Raw genomic sequence first — 16,409 nt, 5'->3', positions numbered from 1 at the left:
ATTCACGTCGCTGGCGCCGCCGCCGCCGGCATGATGGTCATCGGACGCTGCATCGGCCATTCCCGTACGGGTCACGTATCCCCCGCCCTGCCAGCCTACCACATCGTATACGGCCACAAGTCCTTTAAAAGCTTCTTCTTCGTTTTTATAGAAATTGGATTCCAGGTTGGTGCCCCGCATTTCGGGGTCCAGCCAGCTGTCGGCGCAGGAAGCCAGGGTAACACCGGCCGCCAGCGCGCATATGATGGGAAAATATTTCGCTTTCATGTGTCAGTCTTTCGTTTTGCGATTAATAGGTAAAATTCAGGCCGAACATAAATGTGCGCGCCTGCGGATAAATACCGCGGTCGATACTCAGGATGCCGCCGCCGATTTCGGGATCGTAGCCGGTGTATTTCGTGAAAGTGAACAGGTTTTCGCCCATCACATGCACGCGCACCCTTTCGAAACCTGCCTTTTTCACCAGGTGCGTAGGGAGCGTATATCCGAGCTGAATGATCTTAAAACGGAAATAATCACCGTCTTCGAGATAGAACTGCGACCCGCGCGAATAGTTATCGTTGGGATCGTCGAAAGTCATGCGGGGATGAGTGTTCGAAGTGCCTTCGCCATGCCAGCGGTTGAGGGATTTATTCTGCCAGTTGGCATTCAGGATATCGAGCCTGCGCAGCCCCTGGAAAATCTGGTTGCCCGCCGCACCCTGGCCGAAGATCACCAGGTCGAAATTCTTGTAAGCGGCGTTGACGGTCATCCCGTACGTCCAGTTCGGCGTGGGATTGCCGATGTAATCGCGGTCGTCGTCGTTGATCTGCCCGTCGCCGTTGATATCTTTCCATTTGAAATCGCCCGGTTTTGCATTCGGCTGGATCTTCCCTCCGTTCTTATTCACATATGCATCGATCTCCGACTGGTTCTGGAATATCCCCAGGTGCTCGAACATGTAAAATGCGTTAAACGGACGCCCGATTTCCGCGCGGGTGATATTACCCATATTCTGGAACGATGCGGAGCCGAGATACAGGAACTGCCGGTTTTCGCCGAGGTTAGTTACCTTGTTTCTCATATAGCTTACGTTACCACCCACGTTGAGATTAAAATCTCCGAACTCCTGGTTATACGACAGCTCCAGTTCTACTCCGGCGTTTTCCATGCCACCGATATTGGCGGCCGGATCACTTACGGAGCCTACGTACCAGGGCAGGCGCCTGGTCATGAGGATGTCTTTCGTATTCTTCCTGAACCAATCAAACTGTACGTTTAATCTTTTAAAGAGATAAGCTTCGAAACCGATATTGGTCTGATGCGTTTCTTCCCATTTCAGATCGGGGTTGGCCGGGGCGTTGGGACTGGAGCCTTCGCCGATGGTGCCGCCGCTGCCGATAGTATAATCGCGGCCGCTGCCGATGGTGGGCAGGTACGCAAAATCGGTGATGGCGTCACTGCCGACTACGCCGTAACCGCCACGGATCTTGAGCAGGTCCACCACGTTATTTTGCGGCCAGAAGTTTTCGCGGCTGGGGACCCATCCGAGCGAGAATGAGGGGAAAACACCGTATTTCTTGTTGGCGCCAAATCGGGAGGATCCGTCACGGCGGATGATCCCTTCCACCAGGTACTTCTCATCATAATTATAGTTCAGCCTTGCGAAGAGGGAAGACACGAGGTGATCGATCCCCTCGCCGCCTTCGGCCCTGCGCTTTTCCTTGGCCACTTTGTAGTTGAACGATGCTTCATCAAAAGTGAGCGCCGGCACGTCGTCGAAGAAAATTTCCGTGCTCCGCGCGCCGCCTTCCTTGTAAGCGCCCTGCCCTACCAGCACGGTGGCCGTGTGGAGGTTGAGCTCGCGGGTGTAAGACAGTGTATTCTCGATATTCCAGAAGAAAATATTATTGATGCCGCGGTTGAAAATCGCGATCGTTTGTTCCGTGGAGGAGTTCAGCAGGAACTTGGGCGTAAATGCCTCATGCCCGTAGAACGCCAGCTTGGAACCTACGGAAGAGCGCGCTTTCAGGCCTTTTATTGGTTCGGCTTCCAGGTAAACGTTCCCCACGATATTGTGGCTCCAGTTGTAGTTGCCCAGGCGCGTGGAAATGTAGGCCAGCGGGTTGGTCATTTCCTGGGTCACGATCGGCGAAATGCCGTAAGGCTGACCCAGTGCGTTGCGGCGCACGGTGGGTTTGTCGTACGGACTGGCATTGGCTTTGGCCGGATCGGTTTCCACGATGGGCGTGATGGGGTCGAGGTTGATCGCGGAGCTGAGGGGGCCACCGAACTCGGAGTTGGTGTTGCCCAGGCCAACCGATTTATCGTACGAATACCCGATATTTTCCCCGAACGTCAGCCAGGGGGTAATTTTATAGGTCGAATTGATACGTGCGTTGAAGCGTTTGTAGTTGGAAATGTCGCTGGCCACGATGCCCTCCTGGTTGAGGAAACCGAAGGATGTATAGAATGTCGATTTCTCGCTGCCGCCGCTGATGCTCAGTTCGTGGTTCTGGCGAACGGCGCTGTTGTTGAAGATGGTCGACTGCCAGTCACTCCCTTTGCCCAAAGCCGCGGGATCGTTATACACGGGCGCCTTGCCGTCGTTCACGTTTGCTTCGTTGATCATGGTCGCATATTCGCGTGCATCCATGAGTTTAAGCTTGCGGGCAGGCTGCGACACACCGTAATACCCGTTGTAACCGATCTGCAGCTTGCCGGCGCGGCCTTTCTTGGTGGTGATGAGGATAACCCCGGCCGCGGCGCGGGCGCCGTAAATCGCCTGGGAGGCCGCGTCTTTCAGCACCTGGATGGATTCGATATCGTTTTGGTTGAGGAAGCCGATGCCGCCGTTGTCGACTACAACGCCATCCACTACCCAGAGCGGGTTGTTGTTATTGAAAGTGGTGAGGCCGCGGATGCGCACCGTGGCCGCAGAGCCCGGCTGGCCGGAATTAGAAGCGATGATCACGCCGGAAGTGCGGCCCTGCAGCGCCTGCTCCACCCGGTTGATGGGCATGTTCTCCAGGTCTTTGGCGCGGACGGACGAAATCGCCCCGGTCACCACCGCTTTCTTCTGGGTGCCGTAGCCCACCACAACAGTTTCGGTGAGGGAAGTTTCGGACAGCGACAACTGCACGTCGAGCGTGCCGCCGCTGGTGCCGAGGGTGCGGGAAGTATAACCTAAAATACTGAAAACCAATTGCGCGCTCTTGCCTGGCGCCCGCAGGCTGTACCGGCCGTCGCCGTTGGATGTGGTGCCAATGGAGGTGTTATGCACGCGGACCGTCACCCCGGGCAGCGGCGCCCCTTTCTCGTCGGTCACCACCCCGCTCACGGGGAAAGTGGTATCTGCCGCGGTAACGGGCGTCACCATGGGGCGGATGACGATCTTCTGCCCTTCCATGGTAAAACCAACGGGCTGGTTGAGCAGCAGCAGGTTCAGCGCCTGTTTGACGGGCACCTCCCGTATATCGATCGTGACCCTGCTGGTACCGGCCAGGAGGCTCTCGTCGTACACGATCGAAAGGCCCGACTGGCGGGATATTTCTTTCAACACCTTCTTCAAGGGCGCGTTGCGCTCCTTGAGGGTGACCTGCTGCGACAAGCCCTTGGCGCTGATCTGCAGACACGCGACTAGCAGTAAAAAGGTGGTGAGTTTCATAACAATGCAGAATTTACCGATGCCATCCTTCCAGGATCCATACCGCGGGATAACGTGGAACGACGCGGGATAAACAGCGCGAACTACCCGGACAAAGGAAGCTCCGCCGCTAAAGTTAAATTTCATACTTTTGCAGTGTTTGGGAATTACGAGATAAAAGTTCTGTCAGAGGTCTTTTTTCGGAAGCCCGAATATGCCGGAAGTGTTGCGAGCGCTTCCGGTTTTTTTATTGCAGGGCGTCCGTTCGTGTCATGTGGTGGAATGTTTGTTCATAACGTTGCGTTTAGTTTTGGTTTATGTTATTGAATGGTAAAGAGATAGATCAATGAACAATGAGCCTGCGCCCTTCCATGCTGAACTTCGCCCCATTATCCTCCAGCATTTTCAACAGCTCCGACAAGGGTAACTGGCGGCTGATGCGCCCCCCGATCAGGAGCTTCGTTTTCCCCCGGTATACCACTTCCACGTCATACCACCGCGCCGCCTGGCGGAGGATATCGTCGATATCCGCGTTGTCGAACTCGAAGAAGCCCGTTTTCCAGGCGATCACCTGCTGCACATCGGCCGGCGCCACTGTTATGGTACCGGTAGCGTGTTCCAGGCGGGCCTGCTGGCCGGGTTTGAGGCGTACGTCCTTCACTTTCACAGCGCCTTCCACGAGCGTGGTGTTCATGGTACGCTCATCCGGGTAGGCCATGACGTCGAACCCCGTTCCCAGCACTTCTACATTGGCGGCTTTGGTTTGTACGATAAAGGGTTTCAGCGCGTTTTTGCTCACTTCGAAATACCCCTGCCCTTCCAGCTCCACGACGCGCCTGTTGTCGTTGAAAGCAGTCGGGAAGCGGAGTTTGGAGGTGGAGTTCAGCCATACGCGGCTGCCGTCGGGCAATACGATCTGGAACTGCCCGCCACGCGGCACGGTGAGGGTGTTGAAACCCGCCGCCACAGGGTGGTTGCCGGCGCTGTACAGCAGTTTGCCGTTTTGCTGCCGCACGAGCGTTTCGCCCTGGCGGATCACCTGGTTGCCGGCGCTGTCGAGCGTTACCACCGAACCGTCGGCCAGGGTCAGCACGGCTTTGTCTGACCCCGGCGCGATGGACTTTTGGAAGATGGACGGGTAAGGAAAAATGCGCCTCCTGCACCCAGGAGCAGCAGCACGGCGGCGGCAGCGGCCCAGCGGCGGACGGGCAGGCGGCGTACTTTGGTGGCACGGATGCTTTCGAGCAGGCGCGCTTCTATACGTTGACTGATGTGCGTCGGGATTTCGGGGCGGGATGCCATCATTACCGGAAATTCTTCCTGCATCCTTTGCAGCACCTCGCGGTGCGCGCCGGTTTGCCGGAGCCTTTCCATCAATTCGGCCGCCTCTTCGGGCGTACAATCGCCGTCGAGGTATCGTTGCAGCAGTTTTTCGTGGTCCGTGGATGTTGACATATCAGCAGGCGCCTTTGACGTGGCACCTGTATATAATATCCCGGAAATACAAAAGAGGGTACCCCTTCCTAAAAATAATTTTTGAAAAAGAAGGCGACAGAGAGGGAAACGCCGCCGTAGCGGAAGATATAGTCATGGATAAAGCGCATCCCGAGCACCATGTGCTTTTTCACGGCGTTGCGGGAAATGCCGAGGATTTCGGCGGCTTCGTCGTAAGTGCGCCCTTCCTGCCTGCAAAGGCGGAAAACATTGAGGCGCTGGGGCGGCATATGGTTAAGGGCTTCGTGGAAGAGGCGGTCGTATTCCTTGGATTTCACCACCTGTTCGGGATGGAAGCCTTCGGGCAGGGCGCTCAGCTGCGCCAGGATCTGTTCCCGCAGGCTGCGGTCGGTGGCCGCGCGCTCGAGGGTTTTAAAGACGTGGTTGCGGGCAATGCGGTATATGTAGCCGGTAAATGGAAGCTCCGGCTGGATGCGGTGGCGGATCTCCCAGACTTTCAAAAAAACGTCGTGCACAAGATCCTCCGCCAGTGAAGGTACCTTGCAATAACGCAGAATAAACATATAAAGGGATGGGTGATACTGGCGGTAAATGGCCGCAAACGCTTGCTCGTCGCCGCCCTTCATCCGAACCAGCAGATCCGTCCCGGATAGGTTGCTATCCATGCCGACTATCAATTTTGGTTGCCTGGTTGGATGTAAATCTAACTAAAATCGGTTAATCGCCAAATGAGTCAATATACCTACATTTATAGTCCGGATTTACCGGAATGGATCTAACCGACAGAAGATGAAGCAGATAAAATTGAGTGTACTGGACCAGTCCGTGATCCGGACCGGCAGTAACGTACGGGAAACCTTGCTGGAAACCATGGCATTGGCGCAAATGGCCGACAAACTGGGCTATTCGCGCTTCTGGGTTTCGGAGCACCATAACATTTCGACGATCGCCGGCTCCACGCCGGAAGTTTTGCTGGCGTTTCTCACGGCGCATACGGAGCACATCCGCCTTGGTTCCGCCGGCGTGATGCTGCCCAACCACAGTTCGCTGAAGGTGGCGGAGAATTTCCGGATGCTGGAAGCCCTCGCGCCCGGGCGCATCGATCTCGGCGTGGGGCGCGCTCCGGGCGGCGACCGGCTCACGGCGCGCATCCTCAACCCGCAGAATACCTTCAGCGACAAAGATTTCGTGCAGCAGATCATGGACCTCCAGCATTTCCTCACGGATCATGCGCCTGAGGGCACACTGTACGAAAAAGTGAAAGCCATGCCGCAGGCGGAAACCGCTCCTCCCATCTGGCTGCTGACTTCCAGCGGCGGCAGCGCGAGCGTGGCGGCGCATTTCGGAACGGCCCTTTCCTTCGCTCATTTCATCAATCCCAGCGGCGGGCCCGAAGTCGTGCATCAATACCGCGAAACCTTCCGCCCTTCAGAAACGCTCTCCGCCCCGCTCGCCAACTTCGGCATTTTCGCATTCACATCCGAAAGCCCGGAAACCGTGGAGCGCTGGCAAACCATAATGGATTACCGCCTGCTCCAGATCGAGCGCGGCAGCGATACCGCCCTCCCCTCCTACGAGGAGATCCGCGAACAGGAGTACATGCCCGACGAACAGCTGCGCGTCAACTACAACCGCCGCCGCATGGTCTGCGGATCGCCGGAGGAAGTGAAGGCGAAGATCACCGCGCTGTGCGAGGCGTATGAAGTCGACGAAGCCGTGATCAGCACCATCGCCGAGAACGCTGGCGAACGGATGGAATCGTTCCGTTTGCTCGCAAAAGTATTCGGCCTGTCGCCCCGCAACTGATTTTAACATTTCGCTAAGGTTACGTTTATGCGATGTCGCGTATAAAAGGAAAATCCTCCTCCTTATGCAACGTCATTCCATGTTGTGGGCAGCCGCGCTGTTGCCCGTACTGACCCTCTATGCCTGCAGCAATGCAGGCTCCCGCAAAGATTATGCGCCCGAAGCGGAAGCCGTGGCCGATTCCTCGTATGCCGCACCCGGAGAAGTTTCCATGAACGCCGCCAACATCCCGGAGAAACGCGTAAAAACCGCCGACCTGCGGTTGCGCGTTGGCAACGTAGTGGAAAGCACCGTGCAGATGGAACGCATCGTTACCCGCGCCGGCGGTGTGGTGGAAGAAAGCGAGATCCGGCAAGCCTCCGCGCGGCAAAACGATACGCGGTACACCAGCGATTCCCTCCGCCGCGTTACCTGGTATGCACCGGAGGCACATCTGCGTTTGCGCGTTCCGGTTACCATGATGGATTCCGTCGTGCATTCGCTTACGGCTATGGCGGATTTCGTGGAGTCCCGAACGTTGAAAGACACGGACATGTCGCTCAAACATCTCCACAACAAACTCCTCAACGACGCATCCCGGGCGCAGGAGCGCCCTGTAACACATACCAAAGAGAACAAGGAGCTGGACGTCCGCCAGTACCAGGAAGACGCGCAGCGCGGCGCGGTGGGCCGTACGATCGAAAATCTCGGCATCGACCAGCTGGCTGCATTTTCAACCATTGAAGTCGAGCTTACGCAACCCGAAATGGCGGTGTCGGTCATTATCCCCGATCCCGAACGTTTTTCCCAAAATAGCTTCGGCGCTGAGGCGCTGTTGTCCTTCAACGGTGGCATTCAGTTCTTCCGTGCCGTATTCCTGTTCTTCCTCGGCATCTGGCCGCTGCTGCTCACCGCGGCATTTACCTGGTTCGCTTACCGCAAATGGTTTCCACGGCTGAAAGCATCGATGCACAACAAACCCCAGGCCTAGCAAGTCTTCCGCAAACGAAAGGCGGCCCGCATTGCAGGCCGCCTTTCGCGTTTATACAGGATGCAATTAATCTTCCAGGATTCTCACTTCCGTTCTGCGGTTGGCCTGGTGCTCTTCTTCGGAACATTCCACGTTGTTGCCGCAACGGTTTACGAGCTGCGATTCACCGAGCCCCCGCCATTCGAGCCGGCTGCGGGCGATGCCTTTCTGCACGAGGTACTGCACGGCGGATTCCGCACGGCGTTCCGACAGGCGCATGTTATAAGCGTCGTTGCCGCGGCTGTCCGTATGCGATTCCAGCGATACCCGCATGGTGGGATGATCCTGCAGGATGACAGCCAGCGAATCCAGTACGCGTGTGGCGTCCGGGTAACGGATGGCAAATTTGTCGAAGTCGTAATACAAATCCTTCAGCACGAGCACATCGCCTTTTTTCGGCGGAGGGGGCGGTGGCGGCGGTGGTGGTGGCGGAGGAGGCGGCGGGATGATCGCGAAAGCGTAAATATCGTCGCTGCCCTTTCCACCGGGGCGGTCCGATGCGAAATATCCGCTGAGCGAATCCGTACTGATAAAATGGAAATCATCCCTGCCGGAATTAAACGGCGGGCGCAGGTTGCGCGGTGCAGACCAGCCTGTTTCACTGCCGCTGATATTAAAGAGATCCAGTCCCCCCATCCCCGCATGCCCTTCGCTGGCAAACGTCAGCGAGCCATCAGGCTGGAATACCGGGAACATCTCGTCATCAGCGGTGTTGATACCCGCGCCGCAGTTCACCGGCGCGCCCCAGGAACCATCGGCCCCGCGAACCGAATACCAGATATCCGTGCCGCCGAAGCCGCCCGGCCTGTCTGACACAAAGTAAAGCGCCCTCCCATCCGGAGCGATGGCCGCATGGCCTACGGAAAAGTTTCCAGGATCGTTGTAAGGGAACGCGGAGACTTTCCCTCCCGCCACCAGGAACAGTTCCAGCCGCCGGGTACCCACGCGCAGGGAGCGCTTCCAGCCCATCCTTTCCGTTTCCGGCCGGCCGGGGCGGCTCACGGTGAGGTACGCCGTATCGCCCGCATAACAAACGGGCCCGGCGTGAAAATGGCTGACATCGAGCATTTGCGCCAGGTCGCCGACGTCCACGCGGTTGGCGTCTGCCTTGCTATCGTTCCAGCGGAAAACGGCGAAATAGGGTTCGTGGGTTTGCTTGGAAATGCGTTGATCTATGCTATTGAGGCGATTGAAGTTCGAGGTGTACCAGAGCTGGTTTTCGTGGCGGAAGGCGCCCCAGTCCGACAAGGTGGTATTGATCCGGTCTTCGTTCCGTACCCGTACTGTTTCCGGGTGGGCAAGCCAGGCCTGTGCGGAATCGCAGCCGTCGATCCTGATACGGGCGCGGGCAGCCTGGGGACCGCCGGCGGGATACCGGGCATATGCCTGGCGGGCGGAGTCGTATTGTTCCTGCATTTTGAAAAGGTCGCCGATGCGGATCCAGAGGCTGTCGGCCCCGGAGTCCCGCGAGATGCATGCGCGGTATGCTGCGATGGCCGATTGCGGATCGCCCAGCATTTCGGCGCTGTGTCCCAGCCGGAAAAAAACAAACGGTTTTGCCCGTTTCTGGCCTGATAGTTTTTGGTATACCGGAACGGCTTTGTCGAATTGCCAGGTAACGAAGTATCGGTCGCCCAGCTGCTCCCAGGTGGGTTGTTGCTGCGCTGAGGCGGACAGGGTTAAAAAGGCCCCCAGGAGCCCCAGGGCGCAGAAATGCGGCTTTTTACACATTGGATAGTTTTTCATGTGACCTGTCATAAATAACCACCATCCCGCCGAATTGTTTGTAAGAATTGAAGCTGCAGGGGTATTAAAACGACAAAAGCCCCGCGCAACGGAGCTTTTGTCGTTTCTGAAAGATGAGTTCACTTCACCAGGGTAAGATATGGTTTATCACAGGAGTATGGTATGCGTTATTGCGCCTTGATGACGTGCACCGGTTCCACCCGAAAGTATTTCCGGAATGCGATGCGGAACGCGGCCACCGAATCGAACCCGGTATCGGTCGCGATCCGGGAGAAGGGTGCTTTCGTTTTCATCAGGGCGAGGTACGCCACGTTCATCCGCTTGTCCATGATAAATTCAGGGATGGTGCGGCCGTAACGGGCGACAAACGAAGCTTCCAGCAGCAGGTGATCCAGGGAGAATCGCTCGCCGAGGCTTTCCGACGAATGCTGGCGCGCGAAATTCCGGTTCAGGTAATGGTAACAGGCTGCGGTCTTCTTCCGGTTTTTGGTAGACATGCGGACATCGCCCGCGTCCTGCCGCATGGCGCGGAGAAAAACGGTGAGGAGGTTGACCGCCTGCCGGCGGAGATAATACTCGGCCGCATCGCCGACCTGCTTGCAGCAGAGAATGTTCTTCAATGCACGCTGGCAAACTTCATTGAACAATACATGCCTGGAATTGATCCGCCCTTCTCCCTGGAGGATTTCCGGGGTGAGCAGGCCCTTCAGCTCGGGGACGGTATCCATCAGCTCCGCTGCCGATTCCGGCTTGAAATTGATATGGAAACTATCAAACCACTGACCTGGTTCCAGGGGAACGGTGTTAAAATAATCCTGGAGGTTGAAAAGATCCATCCGGTGCCTGCGCAAATCCGTCAACCTTCCGTTTCCCATCAATACCCGCACATTATTGCCTAACATCAGATGAAGGATAACGTTCCGGAAAGGCGTTTTCGGGAAAAGGATCATCTTGGACATGGGCATTACATGGTGGAACCACAAAGAGATCGCCCCCAGCTGGATTTCCTGGGTTACGATTTTGCAATCCGGGTATATTTCATAAAATACACGGGCAAAAGGCAGCAGCCCTTTCAGTTCGTCGTCGGGAATGCTGGCAATAGGCATAGGCGCAGTTTGCGGTTCATCTATCCACAAAATCCTCGTTGGTAATAAAAGGCTTTCCATAATACATAAAGTATTTGGTGACAGTTCAAATTGCTTACGGCTGAAATGTCCAAAGCCAATTGGAGAAAGATCAAAACGGGGTTCGCATAGTACTAGTCTGTCAGACGTGAATAATAACATTCACTGATAAGATAAGCTGGAGAAAATCAGCTAGTCATTCGTATAAGTATCTACATATAACAATGCAGAAATGTCCTTCCGGGGTGAATTCATTTTGAAAAAAAATTCTCATTCTCAAAAAAAAGCGGCGGAAAACCCGAAGGTCTTCCGCCGCGAGGCATGTATTTCCGAACGGTCCGTTTAGTTTAACGTATTGATCCAGCTGGCGATACGAAGCGCATCGGCCTTGGGAACCTGGGGCATGGGCGGCATTTCGGTAGCGTAGCCGGGCCAGTTTTCAGGATTCGGGTTGTAGATCAGTTTCACGATCATTTCGTTCGTGTATTTTTTACGCGCGATGTCTTTGAACGCCGGGCCTACCTGTTTTTTGTCTGCGTTGTGGCAGGCGGAGCAGGTATATTTCGCCAGGAGGGGTTTTACTTCCTCATAGGTGGCTGCTTTGGGAGCGGCGGGCTTGGCGGCGGCGGTTTCCGGCGTTTTAGCGGCGGGTTTCGCGCCTGTCGCCTTCGCTTTGGCGGCTTCAGCGGCTTTCGCTTTCGCGGCGGCGGCTTCGGCTTCCTTCACGGAATTGCGGGTGCTCACTTCGCTCATCGCCAGTTTGGCGCCGTCGGGGATGTTGTTGAGCGTGTAGTAGGCATTGGGGTGAACGGTTGTATAGAAGTAATCCTTCTCGCGCACGCCTTCTACGGAAATGTTGTGGATGTAGTACTGGCGCAGGTTATCGACGATCAGGCGCACTTTGGTGCCGTCTTCCGATACTTTCACGCCTTTCACTTCGCAACGCTCAGGGTTCACGGTGGGGCTGCCATATACAGGGTGGTATTTGTATATGAAGCTTTCCACGGAATAAGCAGCCAGGTCGGCGGCGGATTTCTTATCTACCGGCAAGGTAAATTCGATCTCGAAACCGTCGGGCATCGCTTTCACGGTTTTCATCTCGAAAGGGATCCGGTTGTTCCACACCAGGCGCTGCAAGCCTTCGTTGGCATCGCCGGCTGAGCCCCAGCCGCGGTTGGTTTCACCTACGAACAGGGAACCGTCTTTCCCCCAGGCCATGCGCAACACGCCGGACTGGAAGCCGCCCCTGAAATCAAATGCCACGCCCTGGAATTCGCCTTTCACCTTTTCCATCACCACACGCATGATCTTGCTCTGGCCCTGGTCGCCCACGAGAATCTGGCCGGCAAAAGGCCCGAAAGTATTCTCCGGGATGGGAAGGATTTCGGAGTTGGAAATGCCCAACACGCCGTGCGGCAGCCAAACAGCCGGCAGTTTGATCTGCGGGATGGCCTTTTTCACTTCAGAAAGCGTTTTGAACTGCTCGTCCACCACGTTTTCCGGTTTCACCATACGGCCTTCCGCGTTGCGGATACGGCGCTGGTCCACTTGTTTATAGAGGTCTTCTTCTTTCAGTTTGAGGGGAGATTCCGGGTGGTCGGTCCAGCGGAGACCGGCGGGGTGCCCTACGAAGTCGCCTTTTTTCACCTGCCATACGCCGCCGGAGCCCATCCAGTCGCCCTGGTTTTCGGAGTAAAACAGTTCTCCGTCGATCATACCAAGGCCGCAGGGGGAGCGCATACCGGTAGCCCAGGGCTCCATGTGGCTGCCGTCCGGGGAAATATGCATCACCCAGCCGCGCCAGGGAACTCGGCTTTCGCCGCGCCACCATTCCTCGTTACCGAACGCTACGTTGCCGGATACGAAGAAAGACCCATCCGGCGCCAGTTTGGGCCCGAAGCTGTATTCGTGGTAGTGGCCGGAAAGCGGCCATGCGTATACGGTTTCGTATACATCGGCCTTGCCGTCGTTGTTGGTGTCGGAAAGGCGGGTCAGCTCACCGCGCTGGGCGCAGTAAAGATCGCCGTTCTTGTATGCCAGGCCCAGCACTTCGTGCAGGCCGCTGGCGAATTTGCGAAAATGCGGGCGGCGGCTGCCGGGGTTTTCCACGATGTAGATGTCCCCGCGGCGGGTGGCTACGCCAAGGTCGCCGTTGGGCAATACGGTAAGACCGCCCACTTCGAGCAGCGTGCCTTCCGGCGCGCTTACCTTGAGGATGCGGAAATAGTCTTCTTCTTTCGGCGTTTCCTGCGCTGAGGAAGAAAGTTGCGTCATCAGCGGGAGCAGGCACATCGCCGCTTTTTTGATTATATGCTTCATTGCGATGATTCAGTCATTGGTTTAGAAAAGGATGGAATAGCTCAGCTTGCCGCGAACGGGAACGATCAGTTCCTGTTTGCCGCCGGAACTGCGCACAACGGGTTTGGCGCCGCCGGCGTCGGTGAGGCGGAGATAGAAGGATTTTCCATCCACTACATACAGGTCTTTTTCCACCTGTTCGATCTGCGCGCCTTCGGCGAGCTTGGCGAAGAGGTCAGCCGCGGGAGCGGATACTTCCAGTTCGCGGGTGAAGCCGGAGCCGTCGGGCAGGATGCGGATGGCGTCAGACACGTTGCTGCCGAAGATCTGGTAGCGGAACGTGGGCCTGTCTTTTTCATCGAGCACATATCCTTTGGGGCGGTAGCTGGTGCCGGCGGAGTCTGCCTTCCATTCAGCGGCGGCATCGGCCAGGCGGTTGAGCGTGAAGGCGGTTTTGCCGAAACGCTGCAGCGCGCCTACGGGGCGGGCGGTGCCGTTGCCGCGCTCGTGCCACATGGGGGTGGTTTCGAGGAAGCGGCCGCGCCATGCCTGGAGGAGCATGCCGTTATCGAGATCGTAGGAGTAATGCACCTTTTCGGGGCTGCCTACGGAAATGGCGTGGGTGATTTTTTCGCGGCCCGGCATGTCGAGGAAGCTGCGGAGCAAGGTGTTCTGGTCTGCTTCCACGAGGATGGGATCGGTGTTGTCGGGAGATACGGGATCGCCGTAAAGCGTTTCGCGCAGGCCGTTGCCGGCGATGGCGAATGCGAGCGTGGGCGCACCCCAGTCGCCCTCGCGGCCGTAGATGATCTCTACGTCGGAAGCGCCGGCGGGGAGGCTCACTCTGCCGCGGCCGTTGCCACCGTAAGCTGCTACGGGTTTGCCGTTGATTTTGAGGCTGGCGCCGCCGCCCTGTGCCATCACGGCCACATTGTAATCGCCAGCCTGCGGTACGTTGAGCTTGCCGGTGTAGCGGAGCTGGTAGCCGTGAGTAAAGGGGCCGGCGTTGGCGGTCAGTTTATCGCTGGCGCCTTTCGCTTCCACTTTCGCAGTAGCGGGGTCGAGGTCACGGGCGCCGGCGGTTTTGTATACGGCGTATTCCAGGCCCGTCAGCGAGGGGCGCGGGGTGGAATAGTCGGTGATCTGAATATTGCGGAAAGCAACGGCGCCATGGTCGCCCTGGATGCGCAGGGGGCCGGTGGCGGCTTCGTTGCCGTTAGCGCCGCGGGTGGCGCCGAGAAGCTCCAGGTTTTCGTGGATGGTAACACCGTTGAGCTCGGCGCGGATGATGCGGGCGTTTTCGATTTTATTGCCCGACGCATCGAACCTGGGCGCCTGGAAGGAAACCTTCAGGTGCTGCCACAGGCCGGGCGCTTTGCTGGCGTTCTGGCGGGGAGCGTAGCCCTGGTAGCCTTTCTGGCCTTCGGGCTTGCTGTCGTCCCAGCGTTCGTAGATGCCGCCGTTGTCGGCCGCGCGGGGGGAAGGGTTCCCCCAGCTGTCGAACAGCTGGAATTCGTAACGCCCCTGGAAATAGATGCCGGAATTGGAGCCCGCAGCCATCATATAATCAAGTTCCAGGTCGATATCCCCGTGCTGGAAGTTGGAATAGAGGTCTTCCCCGTGTTGCTTTTTGCCGGGGAGGTTCACCAGTACGCCGGTGCCTTTAACGGTTTCGAGGGCATTGGGCTTGTTGATCCTGGCCGATACGTCGCCGGCGATCTGCCAGGTGCCGCCGGGCTGGCGGAAGGCGGAGAGGTCCGTCAGCGGCCATTTTCCGGATTGCGCCGTAGCAGGTTGGGCCAGCATGAGGCCGGCTCCGCATGCATACAAAAAGCCGATCATGGACCGGCTTACAAAACTGCGATTCGATTTTTGTACCATAGTCGCCCAAAATAACTATTGTTTCGGACCCGGAAACCGAAATTCCACGGATGGTAAAGCGTGCATCGGACCCTTGCTGTAAGCCCCGCCTATATCGTTTTAGCATAAAAACGATCGCTACGCAGGAGAACGGGGCGATTGGCGTGGCAAAACCCGTTAGCAAAACCGTTTTGCAGAAGGCCCCGGAACTTAGTGTATTCCTTACATGAACGGGGAGAAAGCATGCCGGGCGGCAAAACAACGGGCAGCGGCGGCAGCGGATGAACCGCCAAAAACCGGCAGGCAAACGCCCGCCGGCTCGGATCTCTCCGCACACATGCCTGAGTGCAGATCGCTTATACCCGTGCTATCCGGGCAGCTTTTTGGTGGTAAACAAACAACACCGTTCCCGCCAGGAACAAAAACGTTTCCGTCATCAGCCACTGCCTGCCGAAATCGCCCAGCGGCCCCTCCATCCCCAGGGTCATCAAACGCGACAAAGCATAAAAACCCCACAGCATGACCAGGAACAACACGCCCTGCCGCTCATCGCGGAACGCCCAGCGGCACAGCATCACCACGATCGTCAACCCCACACCGCCATACACGCCGCGGATGGAACTGAACGAATCGGGGTTCGGCAACTTCACCTGCACCAGGTCCATCACAGCCTGCGGACTGGCAAAAGCCATGATGCTCACATACAAAAGGCTGGCGGCCGAAAAAAGGATATAAATGCGGGAAAGGATGCGCAATGTTTTTTGTTTTTTCATGTTGATATCTTCATTTTGATTACGGCACAAAATTGCCCATCCTCAAAAAAAAAAATCTTGGCGGTAGCCAAGATTTTCCTCTGCCGGTAAGCAGTTCGCTATTTCCCGTAAAATTCGCCGGCTACACATACGGCTGCACTTGCCTGCGCCCCAAAAAACACTCCGCCTCCTGCCCTGGCGTATCGAACTCCCCTGCCCTGATGGCTATTGCCTGGCAAGCGCACTATCTGCCAATACCGGCGATATCGCCGTAACTCCATGCCGCGGCATTGGAAAAGTTGTACGCCTTCCCTTCGTGCCTTTCCACCTTCGCGGGGTTCCTCACCAGCGCCGCCACATTTGCAGCATCGGTCCGCTGCAGGAGGAACCGCAATGCCGATTTCCCGACATGCCCGGTAGCGCCCGTAACCAATATCATAAACAATGTTTTAAATATGCATGTAAATCAAACCATTCCGGGGAATGCTTGTTATAACTGTGAAAACAACACTAAAATGGCCCAAACTGTTGCAGAACAGATCGTTCAAATGCTGCGTGATGCAGGCGTGGAAAGGATTTATGCCGTGACCGGCGATAGCCTCAACCATCTCAACGACGCCATCCGCCGCGACGGCAACATCCAGTGGATACACGTCCGCCACGAAGAAGTGGGAGCTTATGCTGCTGCTGCAGAAGCTGAACTGGACGGGCTTGCTGTTTGTGCAGGCAGTTGC

13 protein-coding genes and 1 pseudogene are annotated in these 16,409 nt (G+C 56.8%); 3 read left to right on the top strand and 11 right to left on the bottom strand.

What is annotated here, in order from left to right:
* From Q0510_RS06895 to Q0510_RS06875, 5 genes and pseudogenes are all read right to left on the bottom strand, one after another.
* Positions 1 to 267 (bottom strand): annotated as a pseudogene (locus tag Q0510_RS06895) (RagB/SusD family nutrient uptake outer membrane protein); the annotation flags it as partial.
* 22 nt (positions 268 to 289) lie between these two features.
* On the bottom strand, positions 290 to 3,646 hold the full coding sequence (locus tag Q0510_RS06890; RefSeq protein ID WP_298709475.1) for a TonB-dependent receptor: 3,357 nt from the start codon (positions 3,644 to 3,646) through the stop codon (positions 290 to 292).
* 322 nt (positions 3,647 to 3,968) lie between these two features.
* A complete protein-coding gene (locus Q0510_RS06885) occupies positions 3,969 to 4,718 on the bottom strand; it encodes a FecR family protein (protein WP_298709471.1) in 750 nt (249 codons plus the stop codon).
* Positions 4,712 to 5,080, bottom strand: coding sequence for a hypothetical protein (locus Q0510_RS06880; RefSeq protein ID WP_298709469.1), 369 nt, complete (start codon positions 5,078 to 5,080; stop codon positions 4,712 to 4,714). Before Q0510_RS06880 ends, Q0510_RS06885 begins: the two co-directional genes overlap by 7 nt.
* 68 nt (positions 5,081 to 5,148) lie before the next feature.
* Positions 5,149 to 5,745, bottom strand: a complete 597-nt coding sequence (locus Q0510_RS06875; RefSeq protein WP_298709467.1) for an RNA polymerase sigma factor — start codon at positions 5,743 to 5,745, stop codon at positions 5,149 to 5,151.
* A 124-nt stretch (positions 5,746 to 5,869) separates the two neighbouring features.
* Here Q0510_RS06875 and Q0510_RS06870 point away from each other — a divergent pair, with 124 nt between their 5' ends.
* Positions 5,870 to 6,886, top strand: a complete 1,017-nt coding sequence (locus Q0510_RS06870) for an LLM class flavin-dependent oxidoreductase (RefSeq protein WP_298709465.1) — start codon at positions 5,870 to 5,872, stop codon at positions 6,884 to 6,886.
* A gap of 64 nt (positions 6,887 to 6,950) precedes the next feature.
* Positions 6,951 to 7,856, top strand: coding sequence for a DUF4349 domain-containing protein (locus Q0510_RS06865; RefSeq protein ID WP_298709463.1), 906 nt, complete (start codon positions 6,951 to 6,953; stop codon positions 7,854 to 7,856).
* Positions 7,857 to 7,922: 66 nt separating this feature from the next.
* Here the strand turns inward: Q0510_RS06865 and Q0510_RS06860 are convergent, their stop codons facing one another.
* The 6 genes from Q0510_RS06860 to Q0510_RS06835 all read right to left on the bottom strand — a co-directional run bounded on the left by Q0510_RS06860 (position 7,923) and on the right by Q0510_RS06835 (position 16,114).
* Entirely contained in the window at positions 7,923 to 9,626 is a 1,704-nt protein-coding gene (locus Q0510_RS06860) for an OmpA family protein (RefSeq protein WP_298709461.1), read from the bottom strand.
* A 182-nt stretch (positions 9,627 to 9,808) separates the two neighbouring features.
* Entirely contained in the window at positions 9,809 to 10,747 is a 939-nt protein-coding gene (locus Q0510_RS06855; RefSeq protein WP_298709459.1) for an AraC family transcriptional regulator, read from the bottom strand.
* A gap of 360 nt (positions 10,748 to 11,107) precedes the next feature.
* Positions 11,108 to 13,084 carry a hypothetical protein gene (locus Q0510_RS06850; protein ID WP_298709457.1) on the bottom strand — a complete coding sequence of 659 codons (1,977 nt, stop codon included), beginning with the start codon at positions 13,082 to 13,084 and terminating at the stop codon, positions 11,108 to 11,110.
* Between the two features lie 21 nt (positions 13,085 to 13,105).
* Entirely contained in the window at positions 13,106 to 14,905 is a 1,800-nt protein-coding gene (locus Q0510_RS06845) for a family 16 glycoside hydrolase (RefSeq protein WP_298709455.1), read from the bottom strand.
* 374 nt (positions 14,906 to 15,279) lie between these two features.
* A complete protein-coding gene (locus Q0510_RS06840) occupies positions 15,280 to 15,696 on the bottom strand; it encodes a DUF4345 domain-containing protein (protein WP_298709453.1) in 417 nt (138 codons plus the stop codon).
* Positions 15,697 to 15,919: 223 nt separating this feature from the next.
* On the bottom strand, positions 15,920 to 16,114 hold the full coding sequence (locus tag Q0510_RS06835) for an NAD(P)H-binding protein (protein ID WP_298709451.1): 195 nt from the start codon (positions 16,112 to 16,114) through the stop codon (positions 15,920 to 15,922).
* Between the two features lie 76 nt (positions 16,115 to 16,190).
* Between Q0510_RS06835 and Q0510_RS06830 the strand changes: the two genes are divergently transcribed.
* On the top strand, positions 16,191 to 16,409 hold a 219-nt coding region (locus tag Q0510_RS06830), incomplete at its 3' end, for a thiamine pyrophosphate-binding protein (protein WP_298709449.1).

Source organism: uncultured Chitinophaga sp. (assembly GCF_937874145.1).
Taxonomy (GTDB): domain Bacteria; phylum Bacteroidota; class Bacteroidia; order Chitinophagales; family Chitinophagaceae; genus Chitinophaga.
This window is presented reverse-complemented; position numbering and strand designations above follow the sequence as displayed.